This window comes from Microbacterium sp. CCNWLW41 (genome assembly GCF_037083505.1).
In genome coordinates, this window is the sequence record NZ_JBAOJP010000009.1 from 298,949 (window position 1) to 316,978 (window position 18,030).

The 18,030-nt window shown below is 73.0% G+C and carries 19 protein-coding genes; 1 reads left to right on the forward strand and 18 read right to left on the reverse strand.

What is annotated here, in order from left to right:
* Positions 1-63: 63 nt before the first annotated feature.
* The 12 genes from lgt to rpe all read right to left on the reverse strand — a co-directional run bounded on the left by lgt (position 64) and on the right by rpe (position 9,857).
* Positions 64-1,035, reverse strand: coding sequence for a prolipoprotein diacylglyceryl transferase (gene lgt / locus V6R91_RS27960; protein WP_336397958.1), 972 nt, complete (start codon positions 1,033-1,035; stop codon positions 64-66).
* A gap of 54 nt (positions 1,036-1,089) precedes the next feature.
* Positions 1,090-1,884 (reverse strand): tryptophan synthase subunit alpha, encoded by a 795-nt coding sequence (trpA, locus tag V6R91_RS27965; RefSeq protein ID WP_336397959.1) that lies wholly within the window; start codon positions 1,882-1,884, stop codon positions 1,090-1,092.
* Entirely contained in the window at positions 1,881-3,146 is a 1,266-nt protein-coding gene (gene trpB / locus V6R91_RS27970; protein WP_336397960.1) for a tryptophan synthase subunit beta, read from the reverse strand. Before trpB ends, trpA begins: the two co-directional genes overlap by 4 nt.
* Positions 3,143-3,919, reverse strand: coding sequence for an indole-3-glycerol phosphate synthase TrpC (trpC, locus tag V6R91_RS27975; RefSeq protein WP_336397961.1), 777 nt, complete (start codon positions 3,917-3,919; stop codon positions 3,143-3,145). Before trpC ends, trpB begins: the two co-directional genes overlap by 4 nt.
* A 2-nt stretch (positions 3,920-3,921) precedes the next feature.
* Complete coding sequence (locus V6R91_RS27980; RefSeq protein ID WP_336397962.1) at positions 3,922-4,152, reverse strand: DUF6704 family protein; 231 nt, start codon at positions 4,150-4,152, stop codon at positions 3,922-3,924.
* Between the two features lie 55 nt (positions 4,153-4,207).
* Positions 4,208-4,819 carry a Trp biosynthesis-associated membrane protein gene (locus tag V6R91_RS27985; RefSeq protein WP_336397963.1) on the reverse strand — a complete coding sequence of 204 codons (612 nt, stop codon included), beginning with the start codon at positions 4,817-4,819 and terminating at the stop codon, positions 4,208-4,210.
* 14 nt (positions 4,820-4,833) lie between these two features.
* Entirely contained in the window at positions 4,834-6,675 is a 1,842-nt protein-coding gene (locus V6R91_RS27990) for a cell wall-binding repeat-containing protein (protein WP_336397964.1), read from the reverse strand.
* A gap of 154 nt (positions 6,676-6,829) precedes the next feature.
* A complete protein-coding gene (gene hisI / locus V6R91_RS27995; protein WP_336397965.1) occupies positions 6,830-7,183 on the reverse strand; it encodes a phosphoribosyl-AMP cyclohydrolase in 354 nt (117 codons plus the stop codon).
* A complete protein-coding gene (gene hisF / locus V6R91_RS28000; protein WP_336398062.1) occupies positions 7,180-7,956 on the reverse strand; it encodes an imidazole glycerol phosphate synthase subunit HisF in 777 nt (258 codons plus the stop codon). The genes hisI and hisF overlap by 4 nt, the downstream gene beginning before the upstream one ends.
* The gene (gene hisG / locus V6R91_RS28005; RefSeq protein WP_336397966.1) at positions 7,956-8,798 is read right to left on the reverse strand and encodes an ATP phosphoribosyltransferase; all 843 of its coding nucleotides are present in this window, start codon (positions 8,796-8,798) and stop codon (positions 7,956-7,958) included. The genes hisF and hisG overlap by 1 nt, the downstream gene beginning before the upstream one ends.
* A 43-nt stretch (positions 8,799-8,841) precedes the next feature.
* Positions 8,842-9,105, reverse strand: coding sequence for a phosphoribosyl-ATP diphosphatase (locus V6R91_RS28010; protein WP_109209522.1), 264 nt, complete (start codon positions 9,103-9,105; stop codon positions 8,842-8,844).
* 53 nt (positions 9,106-9,158) lie between these two features.
* A complete protein-coding gene (rpe, locus tag V6R91_RS28015; RefSeq protein WP_336397967.1) occupies positions 9,159-9,857 on the reverse strand; it encodes a ribulose-phosphate 3-epimerase in 699 nt (232 codons plus the stop codon).
* 20 nt (positions 9,858-9,877) lie between these two features.
* On the opposite strand from rpe, the gene glsA reads away from it, so the two are divergent.
* Positions 9,878-11,050 (forward strand): glutaminase A, encoded by a 1,173-nt coding sequence (glsA, locus tag V6R91_RS28020; protein ID WP_336397968.1) that lies wholly within the window; start codon positions 9,878-9,880, stop codon positions 11,048-11,050.
* Between the two features lie 48 nt (positions 11,051-11,098).
* Here glsA and V6R91_RS28025 read toward each other — a convergent pair whose 3' ends face one another.
* The 6 genes from V6R91_RS28025 to gmk all read right to left on the reverse strand — a co-directional run bounded on the left by V6R91_RS28025 (position 11,099) and on the right by gmk (position 18,029).
* Entirely contained in the window at positions 11,099-12,469 is a 1,371-nt protein-coding gene (locus V6R91_RS28025; RefSeq protein ID WP_336397969.1) for an RsmB/NOP family class I SAM-dependent RNA methyltransferase, read from the reverse strand.
* Positions 12,466-13,389 carry a methionyl-tRNA formyltransferase gene (gene fmt / locus V6R91_RS28030; protein WP_336397970.1) on the reverse strand — a complete coding sequence of 308 codons (924 nt, stop codon included), beginning with the start codon at positions 13,387-13,389 and terminating at the stop codon, positions 12,466-12,468. Before fmt ends, V6R91_RS28025 begins: the two co-directional genes overlap by 4 nt.
* A 16-nt stretch (positions 13,390-13,405) precedes the next feature.
* Complete coding sequence (locus tag V6R91_RS28035) at positions 13,406-15,427, reverse strand: primosomal protein N' (RefSeq protein WP_336397971.1); 2,022 nt, start codon at positions 15,425-15,427, stop codon at positions 13,406-13,408.
* Positions 15,428-15,437: 10 nt separating this feature from the next.
* Positions 15,438-16,631 (reverse strand): methionine adenosyltransferase, encoded by a 1,194-nt coding sequence (gene metK / locus V6R91_RS28040; RefSeq protein ID WP_336397972.1) that lies wholly within the window; start codon positions 16,629-16,631, stop codon positions 15,438-15,440.
* Between the two features lie 112 nt (positions 16,632-16,743).
* A complete protein-coding gene (gene rpoZ, locus V6R91_RS28045; RefSeq protein ID WP_194398411.1) occupies positions 16,744-16,998 on the reverse strand; it encodes a DNA-directed RNA polymerase subunit omega in 255 nt (84 codons plus the stop codon).
* 89 nt (positions 16,999-17,087) lie between these two features.
* On the reverse strand, positions 17,088-18,029 hold the full coding sequence (gene gmk, locus V6R91_RS28050) for a guanylate kinase (RefSeq protein WP_336397973.1): 942 nt from the start codon (positions 18,027-18,029) through the stop codon (positions 17,088-17,090).
* Position 18,030 lies beyond the last annotated feature (1 nt).

An 18,030-nucleotide genomic window follows, 5' to 3' on the forward strand; every position in this document is an offset into this window, starting at 1 on the left:
CGTTGATACTCAAGATGGGACGACGTCGGCCCGGGCGCGCTCTCTCTCGGGGCGAGGAGCGCGTTATTTCGTGGCAGGGGTGCTTGTGGCGCTGACCCCGTCGGCCTCGGACGTCGGGGGTTCGCTGACGTCGACGAAGTCGTCGGTGTCCTGCGATTGTACAGCCTGTCCGGCATTCCACTCGCGGCCGGACACGTAGGGCGACGGCTCCAGGCCGGGGTGGCGGCGCTTCTGGACGAAGAAGATCACGAGCCCCAGGATCACGCCGAAGATCGCGGCCCAGACGTTCGTGCGCAGGCCCAGGATGATCTCGCTCGGGTCGACGCGGATCGTCTCCCACACGATGCGCCCGGCGCTGTACCAGACGAGGTAGAGGGCGAAGAGGCGACCCCACTGCAGACGGAAGGCCCGACCGACCACCACCAGGAAGACGACGCCGAGCACGTTCCAGATCACCTCGTAGAGGAAGGTGGGGTGGAACAGCGTGCCCTCGGGCAGCCCGATGGGCCACGCGGGGTTCGGGTAGTCGATCTCGAGACCCCACGGCACGTCGGTGGGAAGACCGTACAGCTCCTGGTTGAACCAGTTGCCGAAGCGGCCGATGGCCTGGGCCAGCAGGAGGCCGGGCGCCAGCGCGTCGGCGAAGGTCCAGAAGCGGATCCCGGTCCAGCGGCAGCCGAGCCAGGCGCCGATGGCACCGCCGATGAGGGCGCCGTAGATCGCGATGCCGCCCTCCCAGATGTACAGCGCCGACATGGGGTTCGCGCCCTCGCCGAAGTAGAAGCCCCAGTGCGTGAGCACGTGGTAGATGCGGGCGACGATGATCGCCAGCGGCACCGCCAGCAGCGAGATGTCGATGACCACCCAGGGCTCGGCGCCCCGCTTCGTCAAGCGCGCGTTGGTCCACAGGACCGCGGCGATGATGCCCGTGATGATGCACAGCGCGTAGATGTGGATGCGCAGGGGGCCGAGGTCGAAGTAGCTGATCTCCGGGCTCGGGATGCTGGCGACGACGCTCGCGGCGGCGTTGATCATGGGAGAACCGTGTCCTTGCTGGGGTGGGTGGCGGCGACCGCCGACCTTGAGATTCTAGTTCGCGCTCCGCGCGGTGCCTGCGGCGAGGGCGCGCGCGGTGCGATCGAGGGCCTCCAGGCCCCCCTCCCGCAGCGCCCGCACGAGCGCCGTCCCGACGATCGCGCCGTCGGCGTACTCCAGCACTCCCGCGACCTGCGCGGCGTTGGAGATGCCGATGCCGACGCAGGAGTGCTCGGCGCCGTGCGCGCGCAGGCGGGCGACGAGCGTGCGGGCCGCGGCATCCAGCTCGGCGCGCTCCCCGGTGATGCCCATCGTCGAGACGGTGTAGACGAAGCCGGTCGACTCCCGCACGATGAGCTCGAGGCGCTCGTCGGTGGACGTGGGCGCGGCGAGGAACACACGGTCGAGGCCCGTGCGCTCGCTGGCGGCGATCCACTCCGGTGCCGCGTCCGGCGTGATGTCGGGCGTGATGAGCCCTGCTCCCCCGGCATCGCGCAGGTCGTCCGCGTACCGGTCGACGCCGTACTGCAGGACGGGGTTCCAGTACGTCATCACGAGCACGGGCACGTCGACGCGCCGGGTGATCTCGCGCACGGCGGTGAAGGTGTCGCGCATGCGGAAGCCGCGCGCGAGCGCCTCCTGGGTCGCCTCCTGGATCACGGTGCCGTCCATGACCGGGTCGGAGTACGGCGGCCCGAGCTCGAGCACGTCCGCGCCGCTCTCGGCGAGCGTGACGGCCGCCTCGATGCTCGTACGCAGATCCGGGTATCCGAGGGGAAGGTAGCCGACGAAGGCGCCGCGGCCCTGGGCGCGGGCGGCGTCGATCGCCGCGGCGACGCGCGAGGTCACAGCTTCTCCCCCTCGCCCTTGGCGGCGTCGTCGTGCGGCGCGGCCGCGGCGGCTGCGGCATCCGTTCCCTCGTCGTAGAGGTGGAAGTAGCGCGCAGCGGTGTCCATGTCCTTGTCGCCGCGGCCGGACAGGCAGATCGCGAGGATCGCGTCCGGGCCGAGCTCGCGGCCGATGCGCAGCGCGCCGGCGAGCGCGTGGGCGGACTCGATGGCGGGGATGATCCCCTCGGTCTCGGACAGCAGGCGCAGCGCCTGCATCGCCTCGTCATCCGTCGCCGGGATGTAGTCGGCGCGGCCGATCGAGGCGAGCCAGGCGTGCTCGGGACCGACGCCCGGGTAGTCCAGGCCCGCCGAGATCGAGTGGGACTCGATGGTCTGGCCGTCCTCGTCCTGGAGCACGAACGTCTTGGCGCCGTGCAGGACGCCCGGCCGGCCGCGTTCGATCGACGCGGCGTGGCGCGCCGTGTCGACCCCATCGCCGGCCGCTTCGACGCCGTAGAGCTTGACGCCCTCGTCGTCCAGGAACGCGTCGAACATGCCGATCGCGTTGGAGCCGCCACCGACGCACGCGAGGACCGCATCGGGCAGTCGCCCGGCCTCTTCGAGCAGCTGCGCGCGCGCCTCCTCGGAGATCACCTTCTGGAAGTCGCGCACCATGGCGGGGAAGGGATGGGGCCCCGCGGCCGTGCCGAAGATGTAGTTCGTCGTCTCGACGCTCGCGACCCAGTCCCGGTAGGCGTCGTTGATGGCGTCCTTCAGCGTGCGCGAGCCGGTCTTCACCGGCACCACCTCCGCGCCGAGAAGACGCATGCGGGCGACGTTGAGCGCCTGCCGCTCGGTGTCGACCTCGCCCATGTAGATGGTGCAGTCGAACCCGAACAGCGCCGCGGCCGTGGCCGTGGCCACGCCGTGCTGGCCCGCGCCGGTCTCGGCGATCACGCGCGTCTTGCCCAGGCGCTTGGTCAGCAGCGCCTGGCCGAGCACGTTGTTGATCTTGTGCGAGCCGGTGTGATTGAGGTCCTCGCGCTTGAGGAACACCCGCGCTCCCCCGGCGTGCTCGGCGAACCGGGGCACCTCGGTGATCGGCGACGGGCGGCCGGCGTACGAGTGCAACAGGCGCACGAACTCCGCCTGGAAGTCGGGGTCGATCTTCGCCGCCTCGTATTCGGCGGTCAGCTCGTCGATCGCGGCGATCAGGGATTCGGGCATGTACCGCCCGCCGAACTCGCCGAACAGTGGCCCGGGAGCCTCACGTAGACTCATGCGCCGGCCTCCAGGAATGCACGCAGTGTGGACACGGGATCGTTGGTGACGAGGGCCTCGCCGACCAGCACGACGTCGGCGCCGGCCGCGCGGTAGTGGGCGACGTCGGCGGGCACGAGCACAGCCGACTCCGCGATCTTCACCCCCCCCGCGGGGATGCGCTCCGCGAGCCGCCCGAACAGGTCGCGGTCGAGCTCGAACGTCGACAGGTCCCGCGCGTTGACGCCGATGAGCTCGGCGCCGAGGTCGACGGCTCGGTCGACCTCGTCGGCGCTGTGCGTCTCGACGAGCGCGGCCATGCCCAGCTCGCGGGTCAGCGCGTACAGCCGTGCCAGGTCGTCCTGCTCCAGGGCCGCCACGATGAGCAGCACGAGGTCGGCGCCCGACGCCCGGGCCTCCAGCACCTGGTACTCGGTGGCGATGAAGTCCTTGCGCAGCACCGGAAGCGACACGGCGGCCTTGACCGCTTCGAGGTCGGCGAGGCTGCCCTTGAAGCGCCGGCCCTCGGTCAGCACGGAGATCGCGGACGCGCCGCCCTCCTCGTACCGGCGAGCCTGCAGCGCGGGGTCGGGGATGGCGGCGAGGTCGCCGCGCGAAGGGCTCGCGCGCTTGACCTCGGCGATGATCTTCACGCGGTCGGCGGGTGCCAGCGCAGCGAGCACGTCGAGTGCGGGACGCTGTGCGAGGGCCGCCGCCTCGACCGCCGCGAGGGGACGCCCCGAGGCGCGTGCCTCGGCGTCCTCAACAGCGCCGGCCGTCAGGTCGGCGAGCATGCTCAGTGCTCTTTCGCGGTGTACTTCGAACCGCCGACGCCGTAGCCCGCCTTGGCCATCGCCCAGCCCACGATGAGGCCGACGATCAGCAGGGCCGCCGATGCCCACACCAGGGCGGGGATGTCGAGGAAGAAGAAGAGTGTGCCCAGGCAGACCGCGACGAGCATGATCACGACGGCCGTCCAGGCGGCGGGCGAGTGTCCGTGGCCGGGGTCGCCGATGTTGTTGCTCATGGTGGATGTCTCCTCGGTGAAGCCTGGGAAGCGCGGAATGTCGCCAGTCTAGCGGTCAGGCGGTGGGGTCCTGGCCACGCGACAGGTCGTCCCAGTCGTCGATGGCCCGCGATCCTGCGGCGTCGTGGGGGCGGGATGCGGCCGGAGCGGAAGACGCCGCCGCATCGTCGGTGCGGTACCGGCGTCCGCTGCGCGGCCACGTGTGCGCGGTGGCGAGCACGAAGACGCCCGTGACGAACAGGACCACCCACACGACCAGGGTCACCGCCGGCCACGGCGTCGTGTCGATGCCGGCGACGAGCGCTGCGACGGATGCCTCACCGGCGATGCCCGTCGATCCCGTCACCACGGCGGCGACCGCCGCCACCGGCGGCGCGAACACCACCGGGACGGTCAGCCACGCGAGGACGCCGGCGATGAGGATGGCCAGCGTGCCGAAGACGTAGCGCAGGACGAGCCCGACGATCGACAGCGCCGCCCCCAGAGCGAGGGCGGCGAGGCTGAGCGGGGCCAGGACGGGGATCGCGGATGCGCCGGGTACCTCGAGCGCCTCCTGGGCGCCGTCTCGCAGGACGACGGTCAGCCACGTCTGCGTCGACGAGATGACCCCGACCGCCCCGCACAGGGCGGCGACGACGACGGCGAGCATCCGGGAGCGACGAGCCACCACCTCACTGTAGGTCACTCCGCAGGGAGGCAGCAGCGCGCACCTCCGGGGGCCGTGAGCACCCGGTTGCCCCACGCGTCGGTCCAGAAGCCCCAGTAGTCCCGCCCGTCGCTGCGCGCGGTGTAGGCGCCGAACCTCATGCCCTCGACCGAGACCGGGACGCCGCCGCGCCGGATGACGAGGTGGACGTGGTCGAAGGTCGCGCCGCCGCCGCAGGGCACCGTCCGCCCCACGTCGCCGAGGTAGGTCCCGGCCGTCACGCGCTGGCCGACGAGGTGGTTCTGATAGTTGACGAGGTGGTAGTAGGTGGACTGCCACCCTCCGGCGTGGTTGATGCCGAGGTACGAGCCGGACTGGCACTGGACGCGGTACACCACGCCGTCGGCGATCGCCACCACACGGCGATCCCCGCCGGCGGTCGGGCCGAAGTCCAGCGAACCACGGGCACCCGTCCCGCCGGAGTTGCTGTGCGGGGCGCCGGCCGCCCACCACTGACCGGAGAGATAGGGCATCCGCCACCGCGGGGAGCTCGGACTCGTCATGGTCGACCAGACCACCTGGCCGGTCGAGGTGCGCAGGTTGACGTCGCCGTCGTCGCCGACGACCAGCTCGACCGCGGCAGTCCCGGCCGTGCTGGACTGCCACATCACGCTTCCGTCGATCGCCACGAGGACCAGGTTCCCGTCGGTTCCGATGCGCAGCGCCCCGGCGCTGCGGCCGGACGACCCCGACTGCCACAGCGACGCGCCGCCGCTGCGGACCTCGATGCGGCCGTCGGCACTCACGCAGAGTGCGTGCGCGCCGTTCGGCGAGGACAGGCACTCCCCCGCATGCACTTCCGTGCTGCGGGTCAGCCGTCCGCCTGTCGCCTGCGGCAGCTCCGCGGCGATGAAGGCGAGGTGCTGCGCGACCTGGGGCCAGACTGCCGCGTCTCCGCCGAGGATGACCACGCGCGCGGGCTTCAGCCGCCGCAGCTCGGTCATCGTCGGCCCGGGAAGCGCGTCGGCCCGGGTGAGCAGCACCGGCGCCCGCTCGCGGCCGGCCAGCGGCGCGCCGGAGAGGGCATCGGCGAACTCGGTGCCGCTGGCGAGGTAGACGGTCTGCGCCGGGGCGGTGAACGTCCGCCGGCTCACCTCGGCCGCGGTGGCGTAGCGGTCGGTGCCCGACCACCTCTCGACGGCGGCGCCCGTGAGCGCGCGGGCCTGTTCGGCGACGCCGTCCGACACGGAGCCGGCGCCGCCGAGGATGACGATCCGGCCGGGCCGCAGGCGGACGAGCTCCGTCTCGATCACATCGGGCAGCGCCTCGGCCGCGGTGAGGAGCACGGGCGCCGACTGCGCCGAGGCGCCCGGTGCGCCGCTCAGCGCGTCGGGGAACATCTCGCCGCTGGCCAGGAACACCACCGGCGCCCCGGCGGGGTGGCTCTGCCGGCTGATCGCCACGGCCGATCCGTACCGGTCGTCGCCGGACCAGCGTTCGGGTGCCACCCCGACGAGCTCGAGGACCTGCTCGGCCACCGTGTCGGACACGGCGCCGGCACCGCCGAAGATCACGACGCGCGTCGGGGCGAGTCGCGCGAGCTCGTCGCGGATGGCCGGCGGCAGCCCCGACGGCTGCGTGAGCAGCACAGGACCGCCGAGCGTGGTCGCCGCCGGTGCGCCCGCGAGCGCGTCGGCGAACACGTGCCCGCTCGCGAGGAAGGCGACGCGGGCGCCGCTCGGGAAGGCGCGCGCGCTCGCGGCGGCCGAGACCGCGTACCGGTCGGCCCCGGCCACGCGGTCGATCGCGGTGGCGGCGCTCGCCGGGGGCGACCATGGCGACAGCACCCCCAGGATGAGGACGGCGATCACCGTCATGGCCGTCGAAAGTCGTCTGGCCGTCGCCGTCACATCGCCCCCGTGGTGCCGTCGGCGTCGCAGTCGGCCGGCGGGTCGCCGGACCGGAGCGCCCGCCACTGGGTGACACGCTACCGAACGGCCGCGCGATCCGGGCGGATCGTCACGCAGGGTGTCAGACGCCGCGGGTGGGCTCGAGATCGTCGGCGTCGAAGCACGTGCGCGTGCCGGTGTGGCACGCGGGCCCGACCTGCTCCACCTCGACCAGCACCGCGTCGCCGTCGCAGTCCAACCGGGCGCCGCGCACGATCTGGATGTGGCCGGAGGTGTCTCCCTTGCGCCAGTACTCCTGACGGGAGCGCGACCAGAATGTGACGCGCCCCTCGGTGAGCGTGCGGCGCAGGGCTTCGGCATCCATCCATCCGAGCATCAGCACCTCGCGGGAGTCCCACTGCTGGATGATCGCGGCGACGAGCCCGTCGCCGTTGAACGTCACGCGCGCGATGCGCTCGTCGACCGTCTCGCTCATGCCGCGGCCACCTCCCGCACCGCGATGCCCTCGGCCATCATCGCCGCCTTCACGTCGCCGATGGTGAGCTGACCCGAGTGGAAGACGGATGCCGCGAGCACCGCGTCCGCGCCCGCGGCGATGGCGGGGCCGAAGTCCGACGCCTTGCCCGCGCCGCCCGAGGCGATCACGGGGACGCTGGAGAGCTCGCGCATGAGGGCGACGAGCTCGAGGTCGAAGCCCTGTTTGGTGCCGTCGGCGTCGATGGAGTTCACCAGGAGCTCGCCCGCGCCGCGCTCGATCGCCTCGCGCGCCCAGTCCAGCGCGTCGAGGGTGGTCTCGGTGCGCCCGCCGTGCGTCGTCACGACGAAGCCGGACGCGGTCGCCGGCGAGCGCTTGACGTCCAGCGACAGCACCAGCACCTGCGCGCCGAAGCGGTCGGCGATCTCGTCCAGGAGCGGGGGGCGGGCGATCGCCGCCGAGTTGACGCCGATCTTGTCCGCACCGACGGAGAGCAGCCGCGCCACGTCGTCGGCCGAGCGCACGCCACCGCCGACGGTGAGCGGGATGAAGACCTCTTCGGCGGTGCGCCGGACGACGTCGTACGTCGTGGAGCGCTCGTCGACGGTGGCGGTGACGTCGAGGAAGGTGATCTCGTCGGCGCCCTGGCGGAAGTACTCCCGCGCGAGCTCGACGGGATCGCCCATGTCGCGCAGGTTCTGGAAGTTGACGCCCTTGACGACGCGTCCGGCGGCGACGTCGAGGCAGGGGATGACGCGGCAGACGAGGCCCATCACAGCCTCGCGTTGTGGATCGCCGTGACCAGGATCGCGCGGGCGCCGATCGCGTACAGCGCGTCCATGACCTGGTTGACCCCCTTGCGGGCCACCATCACGCGCACCGCGACCCACGCCGGGTCGCGCAACGGCGAGATCGTGGGCGACTCGATGCCCGGAGCGATCTTGACGGCGTCGTCGACGAGCTCGGCCGGGAGGTCGTAGTCGACCATCACGTACCGCCGGGCGACCATGACGCCGCGCAGGCGGCGCAGCAGCGTGTCGGTCCCCTCCGCCTCGGTGGGCGAGGTGATGAGCACCGCCTCGGACTGCAGCAGCACGGGGCCGAAGATCTCCAGCCCCGCCTGACGGAGCGTGGTGCCCGTCGAGACGACGTCGGCGACGGCATCCGCCACTCCCAGACGGACCGCCGACTCGACGGCGCCGTCCAGCGGCACCAGGTCCACGGCGACGCCGTGGTCGTCCAGGAACGCGTCGACGAGACCCGGGTACGCCGTGGCGACGCGGAACCCCTGGAGGTCCTTCACGTCGGCGAAGCGTCCGGGCGGGCCCGCGAAGCGGAACGTCGAGTCGCCGAAGCCGAGGGCCTCGATCTCGCGCGCGCCCGGCATGCGGGCGTCCAGGAGCAGGTCGCGGCCGGTGATGCCCACGTCGAGTGCACCCGAGCCGACGTAGGTCGCGATGTCCTTGGGGCGCAGATAGAAGAACTCGACCTCGTTCTGAGGGTCGATGACGTGGAGGTCCTTCGGGTCGCGGCGGCCGATGTAGCCGGCCTCGTGGAGCATCTCGGAGGCGGTCTCGGCGAGCGAGCCCTTGTTCGGCACGGCGATTCGCAGCATGGCAGCGGGGCTTTCGGGTTCGAGGGCGGACGGGGACGCGCGCTCAGAGATGTCGGTAGACGTCTTCGAGGCTCAGCCCCTTCGCGATCATCAGCACCTGAAGGTGGTACAGCAGCTGCGAGATCTCCTCGGCTGCGGCATCCGTCGACTCGTACTCGGCCGCCATCCAGACTTCGGCGGCCTCCTCCACGATCTTCTTGCCGATCGCGTGGACGCCCGCGTCCAGCTGCGCGACGGTGCCCGATCCCTCAGGGCGCTCGGCCGCCTTCGCGGCCAGCTCGGCGTACAGCGTGTCGAACGTCTTCACCATGACAGGTTACCGTCCGGCCGGGATGCCCCGGTGCCGCGTGACGCCGCGGCTCAGTGCACGTGGTGGTGGGCGGCGACCGTCGCGCGCAGCCCCGCGATGGCGTTCGCGGGGTCGTCGGCGCCGAACACCGCGGATCCGGCGACGAACGTGTCGGCGCCCGCCTCGGCGGCCTGCGCGATCGTGCTCTCGCCGATCCCGCCGTCGACCTGCAGCCACACGGAGGATCCGCGACGGCGTGCCTCGTCGGCGAGCCGGCGCAGCTTCGGCATGGTCTCGGGCATGAAGGACTGACCGCCGAAGCCGGGCTCGACCGTCATGACGAGGATCTGATCGAAGTCGTCGAGCAGGTCGAACAGACCCTCCACCGGCGTCGCGGGCTTCACCGCGACCCCCGCGCGGGCGCCGATGGCGCGCAGCCGCCGGGCGAGGGCCACGGGCTCCTTCGCCGCCTCCAGGTGGAACGTGACGGACGCGGCTCCGAGCTCGGCGTAGCCGGGCGCCCACCGGTCGGGATTCGTGATCATGAGGTGGACGTCCAGCGGCACGGGGCTGGTCGCCTGGACGCGCTCGACCATCTGCGGCCCGAACGTGAGGTTGGGCACGAAGTGGTTGTCCATGACGTCGACGTGCACGAAGTCCGCGGTGGCGATGCGCGCGAGCTCTGCCTGCATGTTCACGAAGTCGGCGGCGAGGATGCTGGGGTTGATGCGGATGCCGCCCGCGCGGCCGGTCTCGTCGTTCGGGAGCACCCGTCCATTATGGTCGAGCCGTGGATCCGATCACCGTACTCCTGCACGAGGTCCTCGAGGATGTGCGGCCCCTCGGCGGCGGCGCGCCCGCCGGGTACATCCCCGAGCTCGCGTCGGCGGATCCCGACCGGCTCGCGCTCGCGGTGGTGGGCCCCCACGGCAGGGTGCGCGCGGTCGGAGACGTCGACCACGAGTTCACCATCCAGTCGATCTCGAAGCCGTTCGTCCTGGCGCTGGCGCTCGCCGACCGCGGGCGGGATGCCGTGCTGCGCAAGGTGGGTGCCGAGCCCAGCGGCGAGCCGTTCAATGCGATCAGTCTCGAGCCGGTGACCGGACGCCCCGCCAACCCGATGGTCAACGCCGGCGCGATCGCGACGTCGGCGCTCATCCCCGGGGACGGCGTGGACGAGAGGACGGCGCACATCGTCGCCGGACTGTCCGCGTTCGCGGGACGTTCGCTGTGGGTCGATGAGCGGGTGTACGCCTCCGAGTCCGCCACCGGCGATCGCAACCGCGCGCTCGCCCACCTCCTGCGGTCCCACGGCATCATCGACGGCCCGGTCGACGCAGCGGTCGAGACCTACTTCCGGCAGTGCTCGCTGCTCGTGACCGCGCGCGACCTGGCGGTGATGTCCGCGACGCTCGCGTTCGGCGGGGTGAACCCGGTGACGGGCGAGCGCGTCGTCGCCGAGGCGGTCGCGCGCGACGTGCTGTCGATCATGACGAGCTGCGGCATGTACGACTACTCCGGCGAGTGGCTGCTGCGGGTGGGCCTTCCCGCCAAGAGCGGCGTCAGCGGCGGGCTCCTCGCCGTCGCCCCCTCGCAGTTCGGCGTCGCCGCGTTCAGCCCCCGTCTCGATGTGCACGGCAACTCCGTGCGCGCCATCGCTCTGCTCGAGACGCTGGCCGAGCGCTTCGGCATGCACATGCTCGAGGCTCACGACAGCATCGCCGTTCCGGCGTTCACCGTCGAGGACACCGACCACGGGCGCACGCTGCGCCTCTCCGGCGAGCTGGGCCTGGCCGGGATGGAGCGCGTCGTCGCGGTGCTGCGCGAGATCGCGGAGGCTCTGCCCGAGGGCGCCGAGGTGACCGTCGACGCGCGCGCCCTCGGCCGCGCGCACAGCGCGGCGCTGATCGCGCTGCGCGCCGAGTTCGAGCAGATGCCCCGGTCGATGCGACTCGCCGAGTGACTCCGGTGTTGCGGCTCGTCGCCCCGACGCGGCGCTGCGGAAGTGTGCTCAGACGCGGCGCAGGAGTGACACCGACATCGCGTCGGTGTTGTGACGGTGCGGCCACAGCTGCGCGCGTCCGCTGCCGTCCGTCTGCGGAGGCATGCCGGGGTCGGCGGCGGACAGGGCCGTGATGACCTCGCGCGCCGACAGCTCTTCGAGCGCGCCGTCCCACTCCCGGCGGATGTCGGACACCACGCCCGAGGTCTCGGCGAGGTGCGGCGAGCACGTGACGTACGCGACCACGCCGCCCGGCCGGAGCGCGCTCACAGCGGCGTTCAGCAGCTCACGCTGCAGTTCGGTGAGTCCGGGGACGTCGCTGGGCGCCTTGCGCCACCGCGCCTCGGGACGGCGCCGCAGCGCGCCGAGGCCGGTGCACGGGGCATCCACCAGGATCCGGTCGTAGGTGTCGGGAGAACCGCCGGCGCGCGTGCGACCGTCCTCCTCCGACACCGAAACCTCCAGCGGCACCCCGGCCAGCGCCTGGCGGACGAGCCCCGCCCGCGCGGGCGAGATCTCGTTAGCCTCGAGCGACGCCCCGTGCGCGAGCGCCTCGGCCGCGAGCACGGCGGTCTTGCCGCCGGGGCCGGCGCACAGGTCGAGCCAGCGCTCCCCCGCCGAGACCGGCATCGCCCGCGTCAGGGCGAGTGCGGCCAGCTGCGAGCCTTCGTCCTGCACGCGCACGCGCCCCTCGGATCCCCGCACCAGTGCGTCGGGGTCGCCGCCGCCCAGACGGAAGCCGATCGGCGAGAACGGCGTGCGGCGGGCGTCGTCGGGCACCTCGGCGAGATCCGGGAGCGCGGCCATCGTGACGCGCGGCGATGCGTTGTCGGCGGTGAGGAGCGCTTCCAGCTCGTCGGCGCGCCCTTCCGCGGCGAGGGCGCGCCGGAATGCGCGCACGACCCACACCGGGTGCGAGAACAGCAGGCCGAGCTGCTCGTCATCGGACCGGGCGCTGGCGGCCACATGGGTCATCCAGTCGCCGGGGGTGTCGCGCGAGACGCGCCGCAGCACCGCGTTGGCGAACCCGCCCGCACCGCGGCCGCCCGCCGCGCGGGCGAGCTCGACCGACTCGTTGACGGCGGCATGCGAGGCCACCCGGGTCGACAGCAGCTGGTGGACGCCCAGGCGCAGCGCATCCAGCACCGCGGGGTCGATGTCGGCGACGGGACGGTCGGCGGCGATGGAGATGACGGCGTCGTAGGTACCCTGCCGCCGCAGCGTCCCGTAGGTGAGCTCCGTCGCGAGGGCGGCGTCGGCGGTCGAGAGCCCCGCACGCGTGATCGCGGTGGGCAGCAGGAGATTGGCGTAGGCGTCGGACTCGTGGACCGCTCGCAGCGTGTCGTAGGCGACCCGGCGCGCGGCGACCGTGCGGCTCACGATCCCGCCACCGGGGTCGCGTCGCGCAGGCCCCGCCACCAGTCCGCGGCGCGCATGGCGCCCTTGCCCGCCGGCTGCACGGTGTCGAGCACGATCGGCGTCGAGCCCGTGCCGGCGAGGACCTCCTTGCCGTGGAAGGCGAGCATCCCGGGCGCGAGGGCGGGTGCGTCCGCGGGCGCCTCGGCGACCGCCAGGACCTTGAAGCGTGCGCCCTCGATCGTCGTGTGCGCCCCCGGCTCGGGGGTGACGCCGCGGATGCGGCCGAGCACCGCCGGCGCCGGCTCGTCCCACCGGATGCGACCGTCCTCGTCGCCGAGCTTGCCGGCGTAGGTGACCTCGCCGGCCTGCGGGCGAGCGACGGTGGCCCCGCTGCCGATGGCGTCCACGACCTCGGCGAGGAGCCCGGCGCCGTCCTCCGCGAGCGACGCGAGGAGGTCGCCCGCGGTCGCATCGCCCGGGATGTCGACGGCGAGCTCGCCGAACACATCGCCGGCGTCGAGCTCGGGCACCAGCTGGAACACGCTCGCCCCGGTCTGCGCGTCACCGGCGATCAGCGCGTGCTGGACTGGCGCGGCGCCCCGCCAGCGCGGAAGCAGCGAGAAGTGGAGGTTGATCCACCCGTGCGCCGGCGTCGACAGGAGCGGCTCGCGCACGAGGCCGCCGTAGGCGACGATGACGCCGAGGTCGGGCGCGAGCGCCGCGATCCGCCCGGTGGCGTCCTCGTCCAGCCGATCGGCGCGGATCACCGGGAGCCCCAGCTCCTCTGCGGCCGCCGCGACGGGCGACGGCGTGAGCACCCGCTTGCGCCCGACGGGCGCGTCACGGCGGGTGACGACCGCGGCGATGTCGTGGGCGGATGCCGCGAGCCGGCGCAGCGACGGCACAGCCGGCGCCGGTGTGCCGGCGAAGACGAGGCGCATGAAGCTCCTGAACGGATCAGAGGTCGGGGTCGGGCACGTCGACCCGGACCTTCAGTGTATTGGCGGCCGCAGGGGCACGACCCTTCGCCGGACGCCTGCCCTTCACGGCCTGGCTCACGACCGAGGCGCGCAGGCTCTCGGCGACCCGCGCGCCGAGCGCGTACTCGAAGCGCACCAGAGCCCGCACCGCCTCGCCGCGCGGGAGCGGCCCCAGCACGGCCTCCGCGTCGAGCTCCGGAACCGCCCGGCGCAGCTCCGCCAGAGCCGTGTCCACGGCGGTGCGCGGCCCGTCCACGGCGGCCACCCGCACGGTGGGCGGCATGCGCAGCGGCGCACGGTCGGCCAGTTCGCCGCGGGCGTACGACGCCTGCGTCCACGTGGCCAGCGCGCGCGCGATCTCGCCCGCCACGCCGACGAGGTGGACCGGCGCCCCGGGCGCGGCCAGGGCGGCGGCGTTCGACCACCAGCGCAGGCACGACTCGCCGATGCGGAGGTCGTCGGCCATCAGCATCCGGTCGCCGTCCAGCAGGATCACCGCCCGGTAGCCGCCGAGAGCGAGAGGCTCTGCGCCGCGGGTCGCGACCACGAGGGCCGGACGCTCGTCGACCTGCATCACGGGGTGGTCCCCGTCGGCGAGGATGACCCGGATGCCGGGGAACGCGCGGCCCAGTTCGTCTGCGGTGCGCTCGCTCCCGGCCGAAGCCATCCGCAGCATCGTGGAGGAGCACTCGGGACAGGCCCACGCGTGGGCGGCGCGCCCGCACCAGGAGCACGTCGGCACCGCGCCGTGGCGGGCGGCGTGCAGGGGGCCGCCGCAGTGCGGACAGCGCGCCGGGTGCCGGCACGCCGCGCAGACCAGGACCGGGGCGTAGCCGGGGCGCGCGACCTGGACGAGGACCGGTCCCCCCGAGAGCGCCTCGCGCGCCGCGGCGAACGCCGAGGAGGGCACGCGCGCGGCGCGCGACTCCCCTTCACGGGTGGCGCTGAGGACCACCCGGGGGCTCATCCGCCGCGCGGCCGGGAGGTCCCTGACCCAGCCGATCGCCACGAGGCGCTCCACGTCGGCGGTGCGGGTGTGCCCCGCGAACACGAGCGCGCCGCCGTCGAGCTCGTGGCGCAGCAGGGCGGCATCGCGCGCGTGGACGCCGGGACTGAGCGGCTCGCCGAGCAGCGGGTCGCCGTCGTCCCAGATCGCGACGAGCCCGGGGTCGGAGACAGGCGCGTACACGGTGGACCGGTTGCCGATGACGACGCACGGCGCGGCGTCCAGCGTGCGCAGGAACGCGGCGTAGCGGGCCGGCCCGCTCTGCTTGGCGTCGTCGCGGACGAGCGCATCGGCGGGGATCCGCGCCTCCAGCACGGCCTCCAGCTGGGCGCGGTCACGATGGTCGGGCACCGCCACCACGGCGCTGCGCCCTGCGGCCAGCGTGTGCGTCGCCGCAGCGGAGAGCAGCACCGCCCACGAGCCGACCGCGCGCCCGTCGTCGAGCACCGCCGGAACGGGGGGTGCGTCGACAGCGAGGCGCTCGCCGCGGTCCAGCGCCTCCGCCAGCCCCGGATACGCGCCCAGCACGTCGTCCGCCCATGCGACGTGGGCGGGATCCACCTCGGGACGGGCCGGCGGGTCTGCGGCCAGCCAGGCCTTCTCGGCCCTCACCATGCGCTTGGGGATCGCGAGGCGCAGGATGTCGCCCGCCGAACCCGCGGCCCGGTCGGCGGCCCTGCGGGCCAGGGCGTACAGCGAGGGGGTCAGCACCGGCACCGGCGACACCACGGCCTCGAGCTGAGAGAGGGGCCGCCCATCGGCATCGGGCTCCCCCACCTCGACGAGCAGCCCGTCGACCATCCGGCCTGCGCTGCGCAGCGGGACCCGCACGCGCACGCCGGGGACCGCATCGGCGGTGAGCGCGGCGGGGATCTCGTAGTCGAAGAGGCGATCCAGCTGTGGCAGTGGGGAGTCGATGAGCACGCGGGCGATGCGACGCCCACGCCGTGCGTCGCCCTCGTCGGGCTGAGGCTCGTCGCGCACCGCGGTCACGCGGCCGCAGTCAGAGCCCGGCGGCCGCGCGCAGCGCGTCTGCGCGGTCGGTGCGCTCCCACGTGAAGTCGGGCAGCTCCCGCCCGAAATGGCCGTACGCCGCCGTCTGCGCGTAGATCGGGCGCAGCAGATCGAGCTGGTCGATGATGGCCTTCGGACGCAGGTCGAAGACCTCGAGGATGGCCCGCGTGATCACCTCGTCGGCCACCGTGCCGGTGCCGAACGTCTCGACGTACAGTCCCACGGGCTTGGCCTTGCCGATGGCGTACGCCACCTGCACCTCCAGCCGCTCAGCGAGACCGGCGGCGACCGCGTTCTTCGCGACCCAGCGCATCGCGTACGCGCCGGAGCGGTCGACCTTCGACGGGTCCTTGCCGCTGAACGCACCGCCGCCGTGACGGGCGGCGCCGCCGTAGGTGTCGATGATGATCTTGCGCCCGGTGAGGCCGGCGTCGCCCTTAGGCCCGCCGATCACGAAGGGCCCCGCGGGGTTGATGTAGAACTTCACGTCGGCGAGGTCGAGCCCCGTCGCCTCGAGCACGGGGTCGATCACCTCGGCCCGCACGGCGGCGCGCAGCGCCTTCTGCGAGATGTCGGGGTGGTGCTGCGTGGACAGCACGACCGAGTCGACCGTTCTGGGGGTGTGGCCCTCGTAGCCGAGCGTGACCTGCGTCTTGCCGTCCGGCCGCAGGAACGGCAGCTCGCCGGAGCGGCGCACCTCGGCGAGGCGCTCGGCCATGCGGTGAGCGGTCCAAGCGGCCATCGGCATGAGCTGCGGCGTCTCGGTCGTGGCATAGCCGAACATGATGCCCTGGTCGCCCGCGCCCTGCAGGTCGTGAGGATCCTCCGAGCCGTCCTCGCGCCGCTCGAACGCCTTGTCGACGCCGGCGGCGATGTCGGAGGACTGCGCGCCGATCGACACGCTCACGCCGCACGAGTCGCCGTCGAAGCCGGTCTCGCTCGAGGTGTACCCGATCCGGTTGACGACGTCGCGCACGATGGCCGGGATCTCGACGTACGCCGAGGTGGACACCTCGCCCGCGACGTGGACCAGCCCGGTGGTCACCAGCGTCTCGACCGCGACGCGTCCGTCGGCGTCGTCGGTGAGGATCGCGTCGAGGATCGAGTCCGAGATCTGGTCGCAGATCTTGTCGGGGTGCCCCTCGGTGACGGACTCGGACGTGAACAGACGCAGTTCGGTCATCGATGCTCCAGTTGTCAGGCCTCGGACGCGGACGTGGGCGCCGAGGGGGCGGACACCAGTATGCCCCCGTGGACGGACTTCTCCGTCGACGGGGGCATCAGGGTGTCACAGGTCACTCGAGGTGGCGAAGGCGCAGCTTGTCCTCGTGGATCTCGTGCAGCGCGATCGTCAGCGGCTTGTCCTCGACCGTCGAGTCCACGAGCGGACCGACGTTGTCGAAGAGGTTGCCCTCGTGCAGGTCGGAGTAGTAGTCGTTGATCTGGCGCGCGCGCTTGGCCGCGTAGATCACGAGCTGGTACTTCGAGTCGACCTTCTCGAGCAGGCTGTCGATGGGGGGCTCGATGATGCCCTGGTTCGTTCCGGCCATGGCGAAACCTCCTGGATCGGATGGAAGGAGTGGGAGTCTGCGGGCCTCGGGTGCCGAGGCATCCCACTAGTCTACGGGACGGGCCGCTGTCAGTGCGCGAGGGCGGCGACCTCGGCGGCGGCGCGGGCCACGTCGTCGTTCACGACGCGGTAGTCGAACTCGCTCTGCGACGCCAGCTCGGTCTTGGCGGTCCGCAGACGCCGTGCGCGTTCGGCGGCGTCCTCCGTGCCGCGACCCACGAGGCGCTGGACGAGCTCGTCCCAGCTCGGCGGCAGCAGGAACACCAGGGTCGCCGACGGGTCGGCCTCGCGCACCTGCCGCGCACCCTGGAGGTCGATCTCGAGCAGGACGGTGCGTCCGACGGCGAGAGCCTTCTCGATCGGGCCGCGCGGCGTGCCGTAGCGGTACGCGTTGTGGACCGTCGCGTGCTCGAGCAGCTCGCCGCCTTCGACCATGCGATCGAACTCGGCGTCGTCGACGAAGAAGTAGTGCTCGCCGTCGACCTCGCCCGGGCGCGGCGCGCGCGTGGTCGCCGAGACCGAGAGGTGGATGTCGGGGTGGTGCTCCTTGATGTAGGCGGCGACCGTCCCCTTGCCGACGGCCGTCGGACCGGCCAGCACCACGAGGCGGCTGCGGCCGCCGCGGGGCTCCAGCTCCGGCCAGCGGGTGTCGAGGAATCGCCGCAGATCCTCACGCTGGCGCGAGCCGAGGCCGCCCAGACGCTTGACCGGCGAGATCTCGAGGTCGTGGAGGATGCGGTCGCGCTTGCCCTCGCCGATCGCGGGGATCGCGGTGAGGAACTCGGGCACGCGCATCGCGCCCGCCGGTGATGAGGGGTCGGCGAGGGCGCGCCGCAGGAGCTCCTGCGGCGTGATCACCCGCATCGCGACGTCCTTCTTCAGTGCGGCGCGCTCGCGGCGGGCGGCGACGGCACGGCGGGATGCCGCCGCACGGTCGACCTCGGGCGGCCGCCCAGGTGCGCCGGAGGCATGGGGCGAAGCCCCATTGGGTACAGTGCGCGAATCGGGCATG